A 16,413-nucleotide genomic window follows, 5' to 3' on the forward strand; every position below is an offset into this window, starting at 1 on the left:
ACCAAACGGTAACCACACATGAAAACGGGTACTCCCGAAGCGCATTGGCGAGAGGATTGCGCCCCCCGGCGGGTGCTGGAGCTGTTCAGCACCAACTGGACCTCGATGGTGCTGCACACCCTGGCCGTGCGCCATGACGGCATTGCCCGCAGCAACGCGCTGCACCGCAGCCTGCCGGCCGTCTCCAAGAAGATGCTGATCCAGACGCTGCGTGACATGGAGCATGCGGGGATCGTGCTGCGCACCGAGTACCCCACCGTGCCGCCCTCGGTGGAGTACACATTGACCCCACTGGGGCGGCAACTGGTCGAACCGATCGAACTGATCTACGACTGGGCGCGCCGCAATGCCGGCGCCCTGGACGCGCTGCAGCCACGCGCGACGTCACGTCGGCGCTGAGCGGGACGTGCCAGCCGGATCGGGTGGCGTACGGCTCCCCTCCAGCGCATCGATGCGGTGACCCTCAGGTTCTGGCTCCTGCACGTGCTGGGTTGGTCGCTGTTCGCGCTGATCGCCTTCCTTGCGCGACCGAGTAAAGCGTCGGTGCCGGACGCGCCTTTGAAGAACGCGTCGGCCTCGCGGCCACGGGGAGCGATATATGACCTGCGGTCAGGGACCGGATCCAATGGCGGCCTGACCGGATGAGCGGTCAGTGCGGTGTGGTGACCCGCAGCCCACGCAGCAGCAGGTCGAGCGCCGCCACGCTCTGTGCCAGCCGCGCATCGCCATCATCGCCATCGGCGATCCAGAACGCGGCCTCGGCCAGGCTGCCGTACACCAGCGAGGCCAGGGCCTGCGGATGGGCCTCGGCGACCACGCCCTGATCGATCAGGTGCGCGAGCAGGCGCTGCATGGAATCGATGCAGTGGCGCTGCGATTCCGGCGAGGCGCCGCCGAGCACCGCCCGCGCATCGCGCAGGACGATGCGCTGGATGGTCGGCTCCAGGGCCATCTCCAGATACCCCATGCAGCGAAGACGAAAGCCCGCCCACGGATCCTCGGCGGCGTCGGAGATCGCCTTGAGGCGGTCGTCCATCTCAGCGTCGATCTCATCGACGACGGCCGCGAGCAGGCCCTGCTTGTCACCGAAGTGGTGATACAGCGCGCCACGGGTGAGCCCGGCCTGCGCGGTGAGGTCGTCCATCGAGGTCTCGGCGTAGCCACGCTCGCTGAAGACCACGCGGGCCGTCGCCAGCAGCGTGGCGCGGGTCTGCTCCATGTCGGCGCGGGTGCGACGGGCCATCGATATCTCCTTGCTTGCGGGGCGGACCGCTGTTTACATCCGGAGCGTATGTATATAGGATTTTAAACATACGTTGTGTATGTAAAAGGTGGAAAGCCAGTGAAACGCGCTGTGACCCGTCCCTATCGAGAGTTGTTCGCTGCGCCCGGTACCACCGGGTTTGCGCTGGCGGGGCTGCTGGCGCGGCTGCCGTTGCCGATGACCGGCATCGGCCTCATCACGCTGCTGGCCCAGGTGCGCGGCAGCTATGCATTGGCCGGCGCGGTAGCCGCGACGTTCGTGCTGACCTATGCGTTGCTGTCGCCGCAGGTATCCCGTCTGGTGGACCGGCATGGACAGCGCCGTGTCGTGCCGATGGCCACCGGCGTCAGCGTGATCGGCCTGCTGATGCTGCTGGCGGCCTCGTGGTGGGAAGCGCCGGCGGCCGTGCTGTTCCTCGGGGCACTGCTGGCCGGGGCGATGCCCAGCATGTCGGCCATGGTGCGCGCGCGCTGGACCGCGATCTATCGCGGACAGTCGCGCCTGCAGACCGCGTACGCGCTGGAAACCGTGTTCGATGAGGTCACCTTCATCGTCGGGCCGCCGTTATCGATCGGCCTGGCGGTCTCGCTGTTTCCGCAGGCGGGTGTCCTCGCCGCTACGGTGCTGCTGCCGATCGGCGCGCTTGCGTTGATCGCGCAGCGCCGAACCGAGCCCCCGATCGAGGCCGTACTACCCCATGCCGCACCTGCTGCGTCCGTCATCCGTCTGCCGGGTGTGCGGTGGCTGGCCGTGTTGATGGTCGCGATGGGCGTGATCGTGGGCACCGTCGATATCGTCAGCGTCGCCTTCGCCGCGCACGTGGGGCAGCCCGCCGCCGCCAGCGTCGTGCTGTGTGCGTATGCCGCCGGCTCCTGCCTGTCCGGGGTACTGTTCGGTGCGCTCAAGCTGCAGACGCCACTGCGCCGCCTGTTGCTGCTGGGCGGGATCGCGACCGCATTGACCACCTTGCCGCTGCTGCTGGTGGGAAGCATCGCCGCACTCGCCGTGACGGTCTTCGCGGCGGGTGTGTTCTTCGCCCCGACGATGATCGTGGCGATGTCGTTGATCGAGCAACAGGTCCCGCCGCGCCAGCTCACCGAGGGCATGACCTGGCTGCTGGCGGCGCTGAACGTGGGCGTGGCGCTGGGCGCGGCGATCGCCGGCTATGGGGTGGATGCACACGGGCCACGCGCCGGGTACCTGGTTGCCTTGTGTGCGGGAGGAGCGGTGCTGCTGGCGGCGGCGTTCGCGCACGGCGTGTTGCGTCCGCGTGAGCCACGCCACTTGGGGATCTGCTGATGCAGGCGCAATCCACACCGCGCCACCCGTGGTGGGCGGTCACCGCGGTCAGTCTGGCCACCTTCTCGGTCGTCACCACGGAGATGCTGCCGGTCGGCCTGCTGACCCCGATCGCCGAAGCGTTGGACACCACCACCGGCACTGCGGGCCTGATGATCTCGTTGCCCGCACTGCTGGCAGCGCTGTTCGCACCGCTGGTGGTGATCAGCGCCGGCAGCGTGGATCGACGCTCGCTGCTGTGCGGGCTGCTGGGTCTGCTGGTGATCGCCAACCTGGGTACGGCTTTCGCCCCCACGCTGGGCTGGATGCTGGCGGCCCGCGTGCTGGTCGGGCTGTGCATGGGCGGCATCTGGGCCATTGCCGGCGGGCTGGCGGTGCGGCTGGTGGCAACGCGATCGGTCGGCCTGGCCACATCGCTCATCTTTGGCGGCGTGGCGGCTGCTTCCGTGCTGGGCGTTCCGCTTGGCGCGCTGATCGGGGAGCTGCTGGGATGGCGTTGGGCGTTCGGCAGCATGGCGCTGCTGGGGGCCGCCGTCCTTGCCCTGCACCTGGCCGTGATGCCCGGGCTGCCGCCGTCCGGCACGACCAGCGTGCGCCAGTTCGGTCAGCAACTGGGCAACCGCGGGCTGCAGCTTGGGTTGATGCTGACCTTCCTGCTGGTCGCCGGGCACTTCATCGCCTTTACGTTCGTTCGGCCGCTGCTGATGTCGGTCTCGGGATTCGACGCGCGCTGGGTGGGGCTGTTGTTGTTCGGCTACGGCGCCGCGGGCATGGCCGGCAACTTCCTTGCCGGCATCGCGGCAGCACGACGTACCAGGCTGACGGTGTCGCTGATCGCGGCGGGTCTGGTGCTGGCGCCCTCGCTGTTCCTGACCCTCGGGGAGTCGCGCCTGGGCGGTGCCGTCGCGCTGCTGGCGTGGGGGCTGGCCTACGGCGGGGTATCGGTGGGCTTGATGACGTGGATGATAAAGGCCGTGCCCAGGGCGATGGAAATCGCCTCCGCACTCTATGTCGGTGCCTTCAATGTCGGGATCGCATCCGGGGCGTGGGTGGGCGGCCAAGCACTGGATCGGCTCGGTCTGACCGCCAATCTCTGGCTCACCGGTGGCTTCGCGGTCGCGGCAGGGGTGGTGTGCCTTGCTGGCCGCCGGATGGAATGGACGGAGCGGGACACCGGCATGCCTTCGCGCGCACCGTGACAGGGTGGCCCGAATCCTCCCCGGCGCTATCTGGTTTCCGTCGTCTGCAGCGCCGCCTTTTCAGCCTCGGTCAACGCGCGATGGCCGTAGCTCAGCACCCGGGTCATCTGCCATTGCCCGTCCTTGTGCTGCCAGACCATCACGAACTTCGCACTGCCTTCGCAGTGGCCGGTCGCCACCTCGCAGAAGCGGTGCTCGCCTTCCTCGATCGCGCCGAAGTTCTTGATCGGGTAGACCTTGAGCGTCCCTGGAACCCGTTCGCGGCGGACCTTGTGGCAAATGTACTTGCGCGTGTTGGAGACCACCGTGTCGCGATCGAAGCTGGCCCCGCCGCTGTCGTGATAGAACTCGACGGTCGGCGAAAAGTAGCGGGCAAAGGTCTCCAGGTCGCAGCGGTTGTACGCGTCGAAGACCTGGTCATCCAACGCGGTGATGGTGCGCGTGAGGGTGGCTGCCTCCACGGCCTCCTCGCCAGCGGACGCTGACAGGGGCGCGAGCATGCCGGCAGCGACGAGCAGGGCGGCGAAAGCGGTGGGGCAGTGTGTCATCGGGGGTGCCTGCTTCAATCGGACCAGAGCGGGCGCCAGGTTTCGCATGGGCCGGGGCGTCCTTCAAGTGTCATTCGGAACGATGACCTGTGGGCACGGCAGAACGCACATGGCCCCGGCGTGTTACAGCGTGCTGGAATCCACCCGCTGGCGGCCAGCCTGGGTCAAATCGATGTCGCCGTCTTCCGCCTGGGCCGCGTAGCCGGCCTTGACCGCCCAGTTGGCGGCTTCATCGCTGACCGGACGCGTGGCGTTGATGTCGCGCAGGATCTGCCGCTGTTCGTCGGTCAGGTGCGTTGCCGCGCTCGTCCCGGTGCCGCCGCTCATGGCGCGCGGGCCTCGACGCTGACCACGCCCTGGGCCAGCCGCGCCCGCTTGGCGCGCCGATGGTTCACCCACCACACCAGCCCCGGCAGGCCGTACAGCAGTGCACCGGCGAGCAGAAAGATCTTGAAGGCGGCATTCATGGCGGTCTCTCTCCGTGCGGTATGGCGTTGGTGCGTCGTGATCGGCCCAAGGTGCGGTGGCGCGCACCGGATCCTGCAGCGGCCCCGGCCGCGATCCCAGCGCTAGTTCAGCGCAATCGCCGTGAAGGCGCTGTCCCTTCCTTCACTGTCGCACGTTCAGCGGGTGTGATCCCGGTGTTGCTGCAACCCGCCCGTTCAAGACGACGCATGCCACCGCCCGGCGAGGGATACCCCGAGCCGCCCGGCGCTCGTCGCCTGACCGTCATCACTTCGTCGTCTGGCGCCCTTACAACGGGAGCCACTGGCGACGCCAGGGGCGCTCAGTGAGATCGGCCCTCAAGTTCAGCGCGGTCCCGCCGATACCGGTGCGTCCTTCCGCCTGGAGTGCGTGATGTCGGTCGTCCCCCGTCGCCTGTCGTTGTTCGTCGCCCGTCTGGGCGATCGGTTCCGCTTCCGTCTCGCCCAGCCGACCCGGCTGGCCGCGCTCGGCCGCCTCAGCGTGGCACAGAAACTCAGGGCCAGCCTGCTGATCTGCGGCCTGGGCCTGTTTGCGGTCGCCGTCGTCTACGGCTGGACGCGCCATGATACCGAGCGTGCAGCCGAAACCTTCGCCGCGCACCAGCAGGAGGCCGCACTGGCGGCCACGCTGGCGACCGAGATCGCCGATGCGCGGCGCCTGCAGACACGGTATGCCAGCACCTTCGATGACGGCGATCGCGAGGCGTTGCAGGCCGCGCAGCAGCGCCTGCAGGCGACCCTGGGCCAGCTGCAGCGCGATCCCCACGATGCCGGAAGTGCCGGGGCGCTGCGCGAGCTGGCTGCCCGCGCGGGTGACTTCGCCGAGGGCATCAGCGCATTGAATACCCGGGTGGATGAGATGGGGCGCGGCGATGCTGGCCTGCGTGCGCAGTTGGAGGCGGCGGCTGCCACGCTGGAGGCCAGCGTCGAGGCCAGCGCGCGCCCGGTGGTGATCGCCCAGCTGCAGAAGATGCGGCGCGAGGAAAGCCTGCTGCTGCTCACCGGTGATGCGGCGCACACCGATCGTGCCAGCGAACAGAAGCTGCCGTTCGATCTGTCCCTGGCGCAGGCGCGCCTGGATGCAGAAACGCAGGAAGCGCTGCGAAGGCAGATGGAGGCGTATCAAGGGGCGCTGCTGGCCTACACCGCCGCCCGCATCGGGCTGGATGTGGAGGCGCAGTCACTGGCCGAGACCGCGGCCCAGATCGGGCCCGGGCTGCAGGCGCTGCAACAGGCGCAGACGCGGGCCTTGGCCGCGGCACGCGAGCGACAGGCCGCGCGGGCCAGCACCATGGGGGTCGTATTCGCGTTTACCCTGCTGCTGGTGGCGGTGGTGCTGATCGCCACCTTGCTGCTGGTGCTGCGCGCGGTCCGTCAACCGATCCGCGACACGCTGCGCTTTGCCGAGGACATCGCCGATGACCGGCTCGACACCGTGCTGACCATCCACAATCCGCACGATGAGATCGGCCAGCTGGCCGCGCGCCTGCGCCACATGCAGCAACGGCTGCGCGAGCGGATCGAGGCCGAGCGCGCCGTCGCGCGCGACAACACCCGCGCCCGCCAGGCGTTGGACAGTGCGCAGACCGGCGTGATGGTGCTCGACGGCGAGGGGCGGATCGGCTTCCTCAACCAGGCGCTGCTCACCGAACTGCAGCTCACGCACGCGGACTGGAGCGGCCAACCGGCGGCCGCCCTGCATCCGGCCTTCGCCAGCCTGTTGCCGAGGCTGCAGCGCGGCCAGCGTGCCAGCCGGGAGATCGAGCACGCAGGCGTCCGCTACCAGCTGGTGATCACCCCGATCGTGGAGCACGACCAGCTGCTGGGGGCGGCGGTTGAGTGGCGCAGCCGCGCGCTGGAAACCACCGTGGAGAACGAGGTGGCCGCGCTGGTCGATGCGGCCGCGCGGGGCGAACTGCATGGGCGGATCGCGGTCGAGGACAAGCAGGGCTTCGTAAAGACGCTGGCGCTGAGCATCAACCACCTGCTCGATACCTTCCAGAGCAACCTGTCCGGATTGCAGGGGCTGCTCTCGGCGTTGTCGCAGGGCGATCTGCGCGTACGCATGCAGGGCGATTTCCACGGTGTGTTCGCGCGCCTGCGTGACGATGCCAATGCCACGGTGATGCAGCTGACCGACATCGTCGCGCGCATCCAGCAGGCCTCGGTGGCGATCAACCATGCCGCCGGCGAGATCGTCGCCGGCAACCACGACCTCTCCGATCGCACCGAGCGCCAGGCGGCGCATCTGGAAGAAACCGCTTCCTCGATGGAGGAGCTCGCGGCCACGGTGCGGCAGAACGCGGATTCGGCGCAGCAGGCCAACCAGCTGGCGATACGTGCGGCCGAGGTTGCGGCCCGCGGCGGCGAATCGGTGGCGCAGGTGGTGACCACCATGGCCGATATCGCCCTGTCCTCGCGGCGGATCGGGGAGATCACCGGGGTGATCGACGGAATCGCGTTCCAGACCAACATCCTGGCCCTGAACGCCGCCGTGGAAGCGGCGCGGGCAGGCGAGCAGGGGCGCAGCTTCGCGGTGGTAGCCAGCGAAGTGCGTTTGCTGGCACAACGCAGTGCCGACGCCGCGCGCCAGATCAAGCAGCTGATCGAAGCCTCGGTCGAGCGCGTTGATGCGGGTACCCGGCAGGTCGACAGCGCAGGCGCGACCATGGGCGAGATCGTCGGCAGCGTGCAGCGGGTGACATCGATCATGGCCAGCATTTCGGCCGCGTCGCAGCAGCAGACCGCGGGCATCGAGCAGGTGAGCCAGACGTTGCTGCAGATGGATGGCAGCACCCAGCAGAATGCGGCGCTGGTGGAGGAGGCCTCGGCCTCGGCGCGCGCGCTGGATCGCCAGGCCTCCCTGCTGGGCGAGGCGGTGGATGCCTTCGTCATGACTGCACCGCCGTGCGCGCGCGTGCGGGCGACGGCCTGAGGCCGGCGTCAACACCGCACTCACGGGTCTTCACCGGCAGTGAGCCGGCGCTGTGGTTCGCTATTGTTCATCCATGAAGACCTCCACGCGCCGGCCGTCGCCCTCTACTGCCCCGGATACCTTCGTGCGCGTCCGGGGCGCACGCGAACACAACCTCAAGAACGTGGATGTCGACATCCCGCGCGATGCGCTGGTGGTGTTCTCCGGCATCTCCGGCTCGGGCAAATCCTCGCTGGCGTTCGGTACGCTGTATGCCGAAGCACAGCGGCGCTACCTGGAGTCGTTGTCGCCCTATGCGCGGCGGCTGATCGACCAGGTCGGCGTGCCGGATGTGGATGCGATCGAAGGGCTGCCACCGGCCGTGGCCCTGCAGCAGCAGCGCGGCACCGCCAGCGTGCGCTCCAGCGTCGGCAGCGTGACCACGCTGTCGAGTCTGCTTCGGATGTTGTACTCGCGCGCCGGTACCTATCCGGCCAAGCAACCCATGCTGTACGCCGAAGACTTCTCGCCGAATACGCCGCAGGGCGCCTGCCCGAACTGCCACGGCCTGGGCTACGTGTATGAGGTGACCGAGCAGTCCATGGTGCCCGATCCGTCGCTGAGCATCCGCGAGCGCGCCATCGCTGCGTGGCCGCCGGCATGGCACGGGCAGAACCAGCGCGACATTCTCGTCACGCTGGGCTACGACGTGGATGTTCCCTGGCGCGATCTACCGAAAAAGCAGCGCGACTGGATCCTGTTCACCGAGGAACAACCGGTGGTGCCGGTGTATGCCGGCTTCACCCCGGCCGAAACCCGCGCCGCCGTGCGTCGCAAGGAGGAGCCCAGTTACATGGGCACCTTCAGCGGAGCACGCCGTTACGTACTGCATACCTTTGCCACCACGCAGAGCGCGATGATGAAAAAGCGCGTGGCGCGCTACATGATCGGCGCCGAGTGTCCGGTCTGCGATGGCCGCCGGTTGAAGCGCGAAGCGCTGTCGGTGACGTTCGCCGGCATGGATATCGGCACGTTGTCGCGGCTGCCGCTCAGTGCCATGGCGCAGGCGTTGCGTCCGGCGGCGCAGGGGCATTTCGAGGTAGCGGCCGCAACCGCCACACGCAGCCGTAGCGCCGGTCGCCAGGCCACGGCCAAGCGGGTGGCCGCCGGTGGCAACGCGCATGCGGGTGGCAGCGATGTGCGCCGCACGCCGGATCTGTCGGAGGAGAAGCGCATCGCGGCCCAGCGCATCGCGCACGATCTGGTCGAACGGATCGGCACGCTGCAGTCGCTGGGGCTGGGCTATCTGTCGATGGACCGCGCGACCCCGACGCTGTCGCCGGGCGAACTGCAGCGCCTGCGCCTGGCGACACAGATCCGCTCGAGCCTGTTCGGCGTCGTGTACGTGCTCGATGAGCCCACCGCCGGCCTGCATCCCGCCGATGGCGAGGCCCTGTACGACGCACTGGCCCAGCTCAAGGCTGGCGGCAACACGCTGTTCGTGGTGGAGCATGATCTGGAGATGCTGCGCCGCGCGGACTGGCTGGTGGATGTCGGCCCGGGTGCCGGTCAGCACGGTGGCCAGGTGCTCTACAGCGGACCACCCGAGGGCCTGCGCACGATCAAGGCCTCGGTCACCGCGCCGTATCTGTTCCAGAGCGGTGCCGGCCCGCGCCGCACGCCGCGCGCGCCGTCCGGCTGGCTGGGCCTGCAGGGCGTTCACCGCAACAACCTGCATGGCGTGGATACACGTTTTCCGCTTGGGGCGTTCACGGCGGTGACCGGTGTCTCCGGCTCGGGCAAGTCGAGTCTGGTCAGCCAGGCGCTGGTCGAGCTGGTCGGCGAGCACCTGGGGCAGGAGCCGGTGATCGAAGAGGCCGACAGCGACCTGCCGCAGCCCAGCCGCATCGAACGTACCCGGGGCCGGTTGAACGGGGCCAAGGCGATCACACGTCTGGTCAACGTCGACCAGAAGCCGATCGGGCGGACGCCGCGCTCCAACCTGGCCACCTACACCGGCCTGTTCGATCATGTGCGCCGTCTGTTTGCCGGCACGCGCTCGGCCAAGGCGCGCCGCTACAGCGTGGGCCGTTTCTCCTTCAATGTCGCCGCCGGCCGCTGCGAGACCTGCGAAGGCGAGGGCTTCGTCCACGTCGAGCTGTTGTTCATGCCCAGCGTCTACGCGCCATGCCCCACCTGCCATGGGCAGCGCTACAACGCGAAGACCCTGGAGGTGCAGTGGAACGGTCGCAACATCGCACAGGTGCTGGCGATGACGGTGGAGGAGGCGTTGGCGTTCTTCGCCGACGAGCCGCCCGTGCAGCGGCCGCTGCAACTGCTGCGGGATATCGGCCTGGGCTATCTGCGTCTGGGCCAGCCGGCCACGGAATTGTCCGGTGGGGAGGCGCAGCGGATCAAGCTGGCCACCGAGCTGCAGCGCAGCCAGCACGGCAACAGCCTGTATGTGCTGGACGAGCCGACCACCGGCCTGCATCCGGCCGATGTGGACAAGCTGATGACGCAGCTGCACGGCCTGGTCGACGCCGGCAACACGGTGGTGGTGGTCGAGCACGACCTGCGTGTCGTCGCCGACGCGGACTGGGTGATCGATGTGGGGCCGGGCGCGGGCGAGGAGGGCGGCAGGATCGTCGCCGAAGGCACGCCGGCCCAGGTCAGTCGCGCCAGGCAGGGCGCCACCGCGCGCTATCTGCGCCGCTGGTTTCCCTGAGCGGCGCCGTGCACCTCAGTACACGTCGCGGCGGTAGCGTCCGTCGTCGAGCAGGGCATCCACGGCATCGTTGCCGAGCACCTTGCGCAGCACGGCATCGACGCCTTCGGCCATGCCGTGCAACGAGCCGCATACGTAGAGGCTGCCGCCCAGGTCCACCCACGCCCGCAGTGCCTCCGGTGCGGCGCGCAGGCGGTCCTGCACATAGCCGCCGCCGTCCGGATCGCGCGAGAACGCCAGGTCCACACGGCTGAGGTGACCTTGCGCCCGCCACGCCTCGATCTCCTCGCGATACAGGAAATCGTGCGCGCGGGTGCGCTCGCCGAACACCAGCCAATGCCCGCGATCGCCCTGCGCGTCGGCTTCACGCAGCAGGCTGCGCAGACCCGCGATGCCGGTGCCGTTGCCGATCAGCAGCATCGGGGCGTGCTCGGGATGGCGATGGAAGCCGGTGTTGCGACGCACGCGGGCATGAATGTTGTCTGCCTCCCTGGCATGCACGCACAACCAGCCCGAGCCCAGTCCGTGGCGGCCGTCGGGCAGATCGGTCAGGCGGATCACCAACTGCACGGCACCATCGCCGGGCACCGAGGCGATCGAGTATTCGCGATGCGGCAGCGCAGGCAGTCGTGCGAGCCAGCGGGCAGCATCGGGTGCTGCAGCGGCGTCCACTGCCTCCGCTGTCTCAGGCAGCACACGCGCGGCAGCGGCCTCGACCAATGCCGTGATGCGTCCATCGACCGTCACCGGCGCCTGCGGATCCAGACCGTTGCGAGCCAGCACCGACAGCACATGCGCACGCGCGTGGCGCGGCGCCATCTCCAGGATGTCGCCGGCCTGCCAGTGCGCGTGCGCCGGCGGCCGCAGGGACACCTGCCAGATCGCCCCGGCGGCGCTGCCCGGATTGAGCTGCGCGCGCGCATCCAGCGCCCAAGGGTGCAGTTCAACCGGTGCCGGCAGCGGGGTGTGATCCTCCACCCCGGTCAGCACACCCAGCTGCTGCTGCCAGTTCGCCAGCGGCACGGCATCGGTGCGGTCCACCTCGATGCTGGCGAACAGTCGTTGCGCACCCTGCGCCACCAGCCAGCTGTCCACCTGTCGCGAGAAACCGCAGAAGCGTAGGTATTCGCGGTCGCCGAGCCCGAGCACGGCGTACGCCAGGCCCTGCAGCGCGGTGGACTGCGCCAATACCCGTCGCTCGAACGCACGCGCCGCATCCGGCGCTTCGCCATCGCCGAACGTACTGATGACGAACAAGGCCTTGTCCGTGTCCGCGAGCAACGCCGTATCCACTTGCGCGAGCGGCCGGACGTGCACCGGCAGGCCAGCCGCCTGCAACTGCGCCGCCGTACGCCAGGCCAGCTGTTCGGCAAAACCACTCTGGCTGGCAAACGCCACCAGCCACGGCTGCCCGGTGCCGACGGCCGCCGCGAGAGGCAGCCGTGAGGCACGCACCTCGCGCTTCTTGCGGCGGCGGTCCAGATACAGCATCCAGCCGGTGATGAAGAACACCAGCATGCCCAGGCTGGACAGCATCACGATGACCCGCCCCGGCAGCCCGAAGAAGCTGCCCGAGTGCAATGCGAACACACTGACGATGATCTTGCCGCCGGCATTCCTGGCGCGGTACGGCGCGTAGGCGAGCAGGGCACCGGTGGCCGGATCCAGCTGGACGATATCCTGCGCGCGGTCATGGGCGGCATCGCCGCCCTGCACGCGGCTGGTCAGCGGGCGGCCCGGTGTGGCCGGGAAGCGCAGATCGATGTAGCCGCGGCGCACACCCTCCAGGCCGTACAGCGTCGCCTGCACCTTGCCCAGATCCAGCGGGCCGCGGCTGGCGCGCCGCTCGCTTTGCTCTGCGTCTGCCCCGCCGAGCAGCGTGGTGGCGCCCTTGCGGTACCAGTCGAACGACCACCACAGCCCGGTCAGCGCGATCATCAGGTAGACCAGCAGGACCCAGGTGCCGACCACCGAGTGCAGGCTCCACAGGAAACTGCGCCCGTTGCGCGACCACTCCACCGCCAGCCAGGTGCGCCAGTGCCACCAGCGTCGCGGCCAGCGCAGATACAGACCGGATAGACAGAAGAACACCAGCGCGATCGCGCAGCTGCCGGTGATCAGGCTGCCGCGTTCGCCACTGACCAGGTGGCGGTGCAGGTCTTCGACGAAGGCGAAGAAATCCAGCCCCTTCAGCTCGGTCAGCACGGTACCCGTGTACGGATCGAAGTAGCGCCAGTTCGCCTGGCCGCCGTCGAAACGCGCGACCGACAGGCGCTGCCCGGTGGCATCCACGCGCAGCCGCTGCAACGGCTGTGGCATGTCCTGCTGCAACCGCGGCAACAGCGCGGTGAGCGCCAGCGGCTGCTCGCCGGCCGCATGGCGTTGCACGACCTGCGCAAGCGCAGGATTGGCCGCGCGCATGATCTCGTCTTCAAAGGCCAGCGTGGCCCCGCTCAGGCCCATCACCGCCAGCACGGTGCCGGCAGTGATGCCCAACAGCCAGTGCAGCTGGAAAACAACGGTCTTCAACATGCGGGCGGTTCCGGCGGCAAGGCGAAGCAGGCCCGGCTGTAGATGAGAATTGATCTCGTCATTGTTGGGTGCAGGGCAGGGGCGGTCAATAGACCAAGGCGGGCCAGCGCGGCATCCCGATCAAACCGTTACCGATCCCCCGTGCGTCAGTGCCGTGCCCAGGCCTCGATCTCACCGGCCGCAAACGGCCCCAGCTTCTGTTTCACGATGCGCCCCTGCGCATCCACCAGCACTGAATACGGCAGCAGGCCCTGTGCATTGCCCAGCCGCACGCTGGCGTCGGCTGGGCCGGGGGTATCGAGCACGATCGGGTAGGCGACCGGGATGCGGGTCAGGAAATCGCGCACGCCCTCGGGCGTATCCAGCGCCAGCCCGAGCACCTGCACGCCGGTCGCGCCCTGGGCATCGGCAAAGGCGGTCAGCGCGGGCATTTCCTCCACGCACGGGCCGCACCAGCTGGCCCAGACGTTGATCAGCAGCGGACGCCCGTGGAAGCTGGCCAGGTCCTGCGGTTGCCCTTGGAGGTCCGGCAGGGTGATCGCCGGCATCGGATCACCCGGTTGGGCGGCGACCACCACCGGCCGGGGCGGTGGCGGGGCCTTGGCCGGGCGCTCGTCATGCCCGGCGAACCAGACGCCGGCGCCGATCCCGAGCACGGCCGCGATCACGACCACCACGACCGTCCGGCGTGGTGGCCGCAGGCTCATCGCGCGGTCCGCAGCAGCGCTTCTTCCACCAGCGCCTGGGTCAGTACCGTCGGCAGCACGGTCGGCGGTGCGCCCGGGCCATAGACCACATACAGCGGCACACCGACGGCCTTGTGCTCATCCAGGAACGCGGTGATCTGCGGGTCGACATTGGTGTAGTCGCCGCGCATGTACACCGCGTTGGTCCGGCGCAGGGTGTCCTGGAACGCGTTGGTGCCCAGCACGGCGCGCTCGTTGGCCTTGCAGGTCACGCACCAGTCGGCCGTCATGTTGACGAACACGACGCGGTTGTCCTGGCGCAGCCGGTCCAGCATCTGCGGCGAGTACTCCACCACGTTGTCGCTGGCCGCCTGCGCGGCCTTGGCCGGCGGCGCCATGCGGGTCACGCCCCAGATCGGGTACAGCGCGCCAAGGACCAACAGCAGGGCCAACAGGCCGCCCACACGCTGACTGCGCCAGCGGCTGCGCTCGAACCACCACAGCGCCAGCGACAGGATCACCAGGCCACCCAGCACCAGCGCCATCGCGTCCACGCCGCGCTGCTTGCCCAGTACCCACAGCAGCCAGATCGCGGTGCCGTACATCGGGAAGGCCAGCACCAGCTTGAGCGTTTCCATCCACGCGCCGGGGCGCGGCAGGCGGCGGGCCAGCGAGGGCACGAAACCGATCAGCAGGAACGGCAGGGCCAGGCCCAGGCCGAGCGCCAGGAATACCAGCATCGCCTGCAGGCCGGGGGCAGCGAAGGCGTAGGCCAGGGCCGGGCCCATGAACGGGGCCACGCACGGGCTGGCCACTACGCAGGCGAGCACGCCGGTGAAGAAATCGCCGACCGGGCCGCTGCGCGAGGCCAGCGACTGGCCGACACCGCCCATGCTGCCGCCCAGGGTGAACACACCCGACAGGCTCAGGCCAACGGCGAACATCAGATACACCAACGCGGCGATGAACCACGGGTGCTGCAGCTGGAAGCCCCAGCCCGCGGCCTGGCCCGCCGCACGCAGCGCGATCACCAGTGCACCGATGGCGGCGAAGGCGACCAGCACGCCGGCGGTGTACCAGAGCGCATGGCTGCGCGCGCGCTGACGGCTCTCGCCGCTCTGCGCCACGCCCAGCACCTTCAGCGACAGGATCGGCAGCACGCAGGGCATCAGATTGAGGATCAGGCCACCGGCCACGGCGAACAGCAGCAGCACCAGCAGGTTGCCCGGCGCGGCGGCCGGGGCGACCGGCGGCGGGGTGCGCTGCGCGTTGTCGGCGCTGGCATCCGGGGTGGCGGCGGTGTCGCCCGGCACGGCCAGCGCGGGTTCGTTCGGGCGGATCAGCATCGGCTGGCTGCCGGTGCCGGCATCACCGCGGGCCTGTGCCCGTTTATCGCGATTGGGCAGGGGCGCGATGACCTCGGTCTTCTGCGCGACCTCATCGGCCTTGGCATTGATCGTGCCGGCCGGCAGCGCCAACTTCACCCGGCGCGTCATCGGCGGGTAGCAGATGCCATCGGTCTGGCAGCCCTGGAAGGTGATCACCAGCGTGGCATCGGTGGCATTGGCCGTGCTGCGGCGCAGTGGCAGCGGCACGTCGATCTGGTCGAAATACACCGCCACATCGCCGAAATGCTCATCACGATGCGACTTGGCGGCCGGCCACGTCGGCTTGTCCGCGCGGATGCCCGGCGCGCCTTCCAGTGCCAGCGAAGTGCGGTCGCGATACAGGTAGTAACCGGGTGCCGGGGTGAAACGCAGCAGCACGGTGTTGCCATCGCCGACGATCGCATCGAAGCCGAAGGCGCGCTCGGACGGCAGCGGCAGCGCCTGGGTGTTGCTGGTGCCGGGCAGGCGCAGGCCACTGCCGGTGTTGCCGGCCAACGGGGTGTTGAACGGGGACGCGGCAGCGCTGGCGGCGGTCGGGGCGGTGCCAGCGCCGCTGCCACCGGCCGGCAGCTTCACCTGCAGCGTGCGCTTCTGCGGCGGGTAGCACACGCCGGCATCGGCGCAGCCCTGGTAACGCACTTCCAGCGTCACGGTGTCGGTGCCGTCGGCAGCCTTGCCCGGCAGCACGCCGGTCAGGCGTTCGCGGTAGGTCTCCACCTCGCCGAAGAAATCGTCGTGATGCTTCTTGCCGGCTGGCAGCTGCAACGCCTCGGCGTCGAAACCGGCATCGGCCTTGACCGTGGTGCGGTGGCGATACAGGTAATAGCCCGGGGCGATCTTCCAGCTGATCTCCACGCGATCGCGGTCACGCGCCTGCGCAGTCAGCCCGAAGGCTTCATCGACCGGGAGCAGGTCCTTTTCGCTGACCGCCCAGACCGGCAGGGAGACCACGAGCAACGCGCACAGCGCGGCAACACGACGAAACAGCGTCATCAATCACTTTCCTCACGGGTCTGCGCCCGAATCCAATCCAGGTACGCCGGTAGGCCGGCGCGGGTTTCGACCGCGATGCACTCGGGGAGTTCATACGGATGCAGGGCCTGCACGCGCGCGATCGCGGCGTCCAGGCGGCTGCCGGTGGTCTTGATCAGCAACTGGACCTCGTGGTCCTCGGTGACCTCGCCCTGCCAGCGGTAGGTCGAATGCGCCCCGTCCAGGCGCGTCACGCAGGCTGCCAGGCGTTCGTCCACCAGCGCGTGTGCCAGCCGCGTGGCGCAGGCCACGTCGGGGCAGGTGGTGAACAGCAGGAAGACGGGATCGGCAATCGACATGACCGCCGAGTATAGGACCGCCAGAGGTCAATGGTCCGA

General features: G+C 69.0%; 13 protein-coding genes. 5 read left to right on the forward strand and 8 right to left on the reverse strand.

Translation table 11 applies throughout. The features are described 5' to 3' along the window. Positions 1–18 precede the first annotated feature (18 nt). On the forward strand, positions 19–399 hold the full coding sequence (locus tag ABE483_RS08780) for a helix-turn-helix domain-containing protein (protein ID WP_346481530.1): 381 nt from the start codon (positions 19–21) through the stop codon (positions 397–399). A 250-nt stretch (positions 400–649) separates the two neighbouring features. Here ABE483_RS08780 and ABE483_RS08785 read toward each other — a convergent pair whose 3' ends face one another. Next, positions 650–1,243, reverse strand: coding sequence for a TetR family transcriptional regulator (locus tag ABE483_RS08785; RefSeq protein WP_313219470.1), 594 nt, complete (start codon positions 1,241–1,243; stop codon positions 650–652). Positions 1,244–1,354: 111 nt separating this feature from the next. Between ABE483_RS08785 and ABE483_RS08790 the strand changes: the two genes are divergently transcribed. Then, positions 1,355–2,563, forward strand: coding sequence for an MFS transporter (locus tag ABE483_RS08790; RefSeq protein ID WP_313212934.1), 1,209 nt, complete (start codon positions 1,355–1,357; stop codon positions 2,561–2,563). Next, entirely contained in the window at positions 2,563–3,762 is a 1,200-nt protein-coding gene (locus ABE483_RS08795) for an MFS transporter (protein WP_346481531.1), read from the forward strand. Before ABE483_RS08790 ends, ABE483_RS08795 begins: the two co-directional genes overlap by 1 nt. Positions 3,763–3,788: 26 nt before the next feature. Here the strand turns inward: ABE483_RS08795 and ABE483_RS08800 are convergent, their stop codons facing one another. From ABE483_RS08800 to ABE483_RS08810, 3 genes are all read right to left on the reverse strand, one after another. After that, positions 3,789–4,358, reverse strand: a complete 570-nt coding sequence (locus ABE483_RS08800) for a nuclear transport factor 2 family protein (protein WP_346462956.1) — start codon at positions 4,356–4,358, stop codon at positions 3,789–3,791. A 75-nt stretch (positions 4,359–4,433) separates the two neighbouring features. Next, a complete protein-coding gene (locus ABE483_RS08805) occupies positions 4,434–4,637 on the reverse strand; it encodes a hypothetical protein (protein ID WP_313209021.1) in 204 nt (67 codons plus the stop codon). Further along, a complete protein-coding gene (locus tag ABE483_RS08810) occupies positions 4,634–4,777 on the reverse strand; it encodes a hypothetical protein (protein WP_179459899.1) in 144 nt (47 codons plus the stop codon). Before ABE483_RS08810 ends, ABE483_RS08805 begins: the two co-directional genes overlap by 4 nt. Before the next feature lie 391 nt (positions 4,778–5,168). On the opposite strand from ABE483_RS08810, the gene ABE483_RS08815 reads away from it, so the two are divergent. Beyond that, complete coding sequence (locus ABE483_RS08815) at positions 5,169–7,730, forward strand: methyl-accepting chemotaxis protein (RefSeq protein WP_346481532.1); 2,562 nt, start codon at positions 5,169–5,171, stop codon at positions 7,728–7,730. A 73-nt stretch (positions 7,731–7,803) separates the two neighbouring features. Further along, positions 7,804–10,437, forward strand: a complete 2,634-nt coding sequence (locus tag ABE483_RS08820) for an excinuclease ABC subunit UvrA (protein WP_346481533.1) — start codon at positions 7,804–7,806, stop codon at positions 10,435–10,437. 15 nt (positions 10,438–10,452) lie between these two features. Here the strand turns inward: ABE483_RS08820 and ABE483_RS08825 are convergent, their stop codons facing one another. The 4 genes from ABE483_RS08825 to cutA form a co-directional block, all read right to left on the reverse strand. Continuing rightward, entirely contained in the window at positions 10,453–12,969 is a 2,517-nt protein-coding gene (locus ABE483_RS08825) for a sulfite reductase flavoprotein subunit alpha (protein ID WP_346481534.1), read from the reverse strand. A gap of 146 nt (positions 12,970–13,115) precedes the next feature. Next, positions 13,116–13,676 (reverse strand): TlpA disulfide reductase family protein, encoded by a 561-nt coding sequence (locus ABE483_RS08830; protein ID WP_346481535.1) that lies wholly within the window; start codon positions 13,674–13,676, stop codon positions 13,116–13,118. Further along, complete coding sequence (locus tag ABE483_RS08835; RefSeq protein ID WP_346462951.1) at positions 13,673–16,036, reverse strand: protein-disulfide reductase DsbD domain-containing protein; 2,364 nt, start codon at positions 16,034–16,036, stop codon at positions 13,673–13,675. The genes ABE483_RS08830 and ABE483_RS08835 overlap by 4 nt, the downstream gene beginning before the upstream one ends. Beyond that, the gene (cutA, locus tag ABE483_RS08840; RefSeq protein ID WP_019183549.1) at positions 16,036–16,374 is read right to left on the reverse strand and encodes a divalent-cation tolerance protein CutA; all 339 of its coding nucleotides are present in this window, start codon (positions 16,372–16,374) and stop codon (positions 16,036–16,038) included. Before cutA ends, ABE483_RS08835 begins: the two co-directional genes overlap by 1 nt. Positions 16,375–16,413: the final 39 nt, after the last annotated feature.

This window comes from Stenotrophomonas sp. TWI602 (assembly GCF_039674045.1).
GTDB lineage: Bacteria > Pseudomonadota > Gammaproteobacteria > Xanthomonadales > Xanthomonadaceae > Stenotrophomonas.

Coding starts and splice junctions, on each gene's coding strand:
- ABE483_RS08825 (WP_346481534.1), bottom strand. CDS start 12,969: ATGTTGAAGACCGTTGTTTTCCAGCTGCACTGGCTGTTGGGCATCACT.
- ABE483_RS08805 (WP_313209021.1), bottom strand. CDS start 4,637: ATGAGCGGCGGCACCGGGACGAGCGCGGCAACGCACCTGACCGACGAA.
- ABE483_RS08820 (WP_346481533.1), top strand. CDS start 7,804: ATGAAGACCTCCACGCGCCGGCCGTCGCCCTCTACTGCCCCGGATACC.
- ABE483_RS08835 (WP_346462951.1), bottom strand. CDS start 16,036: ATGACGCTGTTTCGTCGTGTTGCCGCGCTGTGCGCGTTGCTCGTGGTC.
- ABE483_RS08785 (WP_313219470.1), bottom strand. CDS start 1,243: ATGGCCCGTCGCACCCGCGCCGACATGGAGCAGACCCGCGCCACGCTG.
- ABE483_RS08815 (WP_346481532.1), top strand. CDS start 5,169: ATGTCGGTCGTCCCCCGTCGCCTGTCGTTGTTCGTCGCCCGTCTGGGC.
- ABE483_RS08800 (WP_346462956.1), bottom strand. CDS start 4,358: ATGCGAAACCTGGCGCCCGCTCTGGTCCGATTGAAGCAGGCACCCCCG.
- ABE483_RS08810 (WP_179459899.1), bottom strand. CDS start 4,777: ATGAATGCCGCCTTCAAGATCTTTCTGCTCGCCGGTGCACTGCTGTAC.
- ABE483_RS08780 (WP_346481530.1), top strand. CDS start 19: ATGAAAACGGGTACTCCCGAAGCGCATTGGCGAGAGGATTGCGCCCCC.
- cutA (WP_019183549.1), bottom strand. CDS start 16,374: ATGTCGATTGCCGATCCCGTCTTCCTGCTGTTCACCACCTGCCCCGAC.
- ABE483_RS08795 (WP_346481531.1), top strand. CDS start 2,563: ATGCAGGCGCAATCCACACCGCGCCACCCGTGGTGGGCGGTCACCGCG.
- ABE483_RS08830 (WP_346481535.1), bottom strand. CDS start 13,676: ATGAGCCTGCGGCCACCACGCCGGACGGTCGTGGTGGTCGTGATCGCG.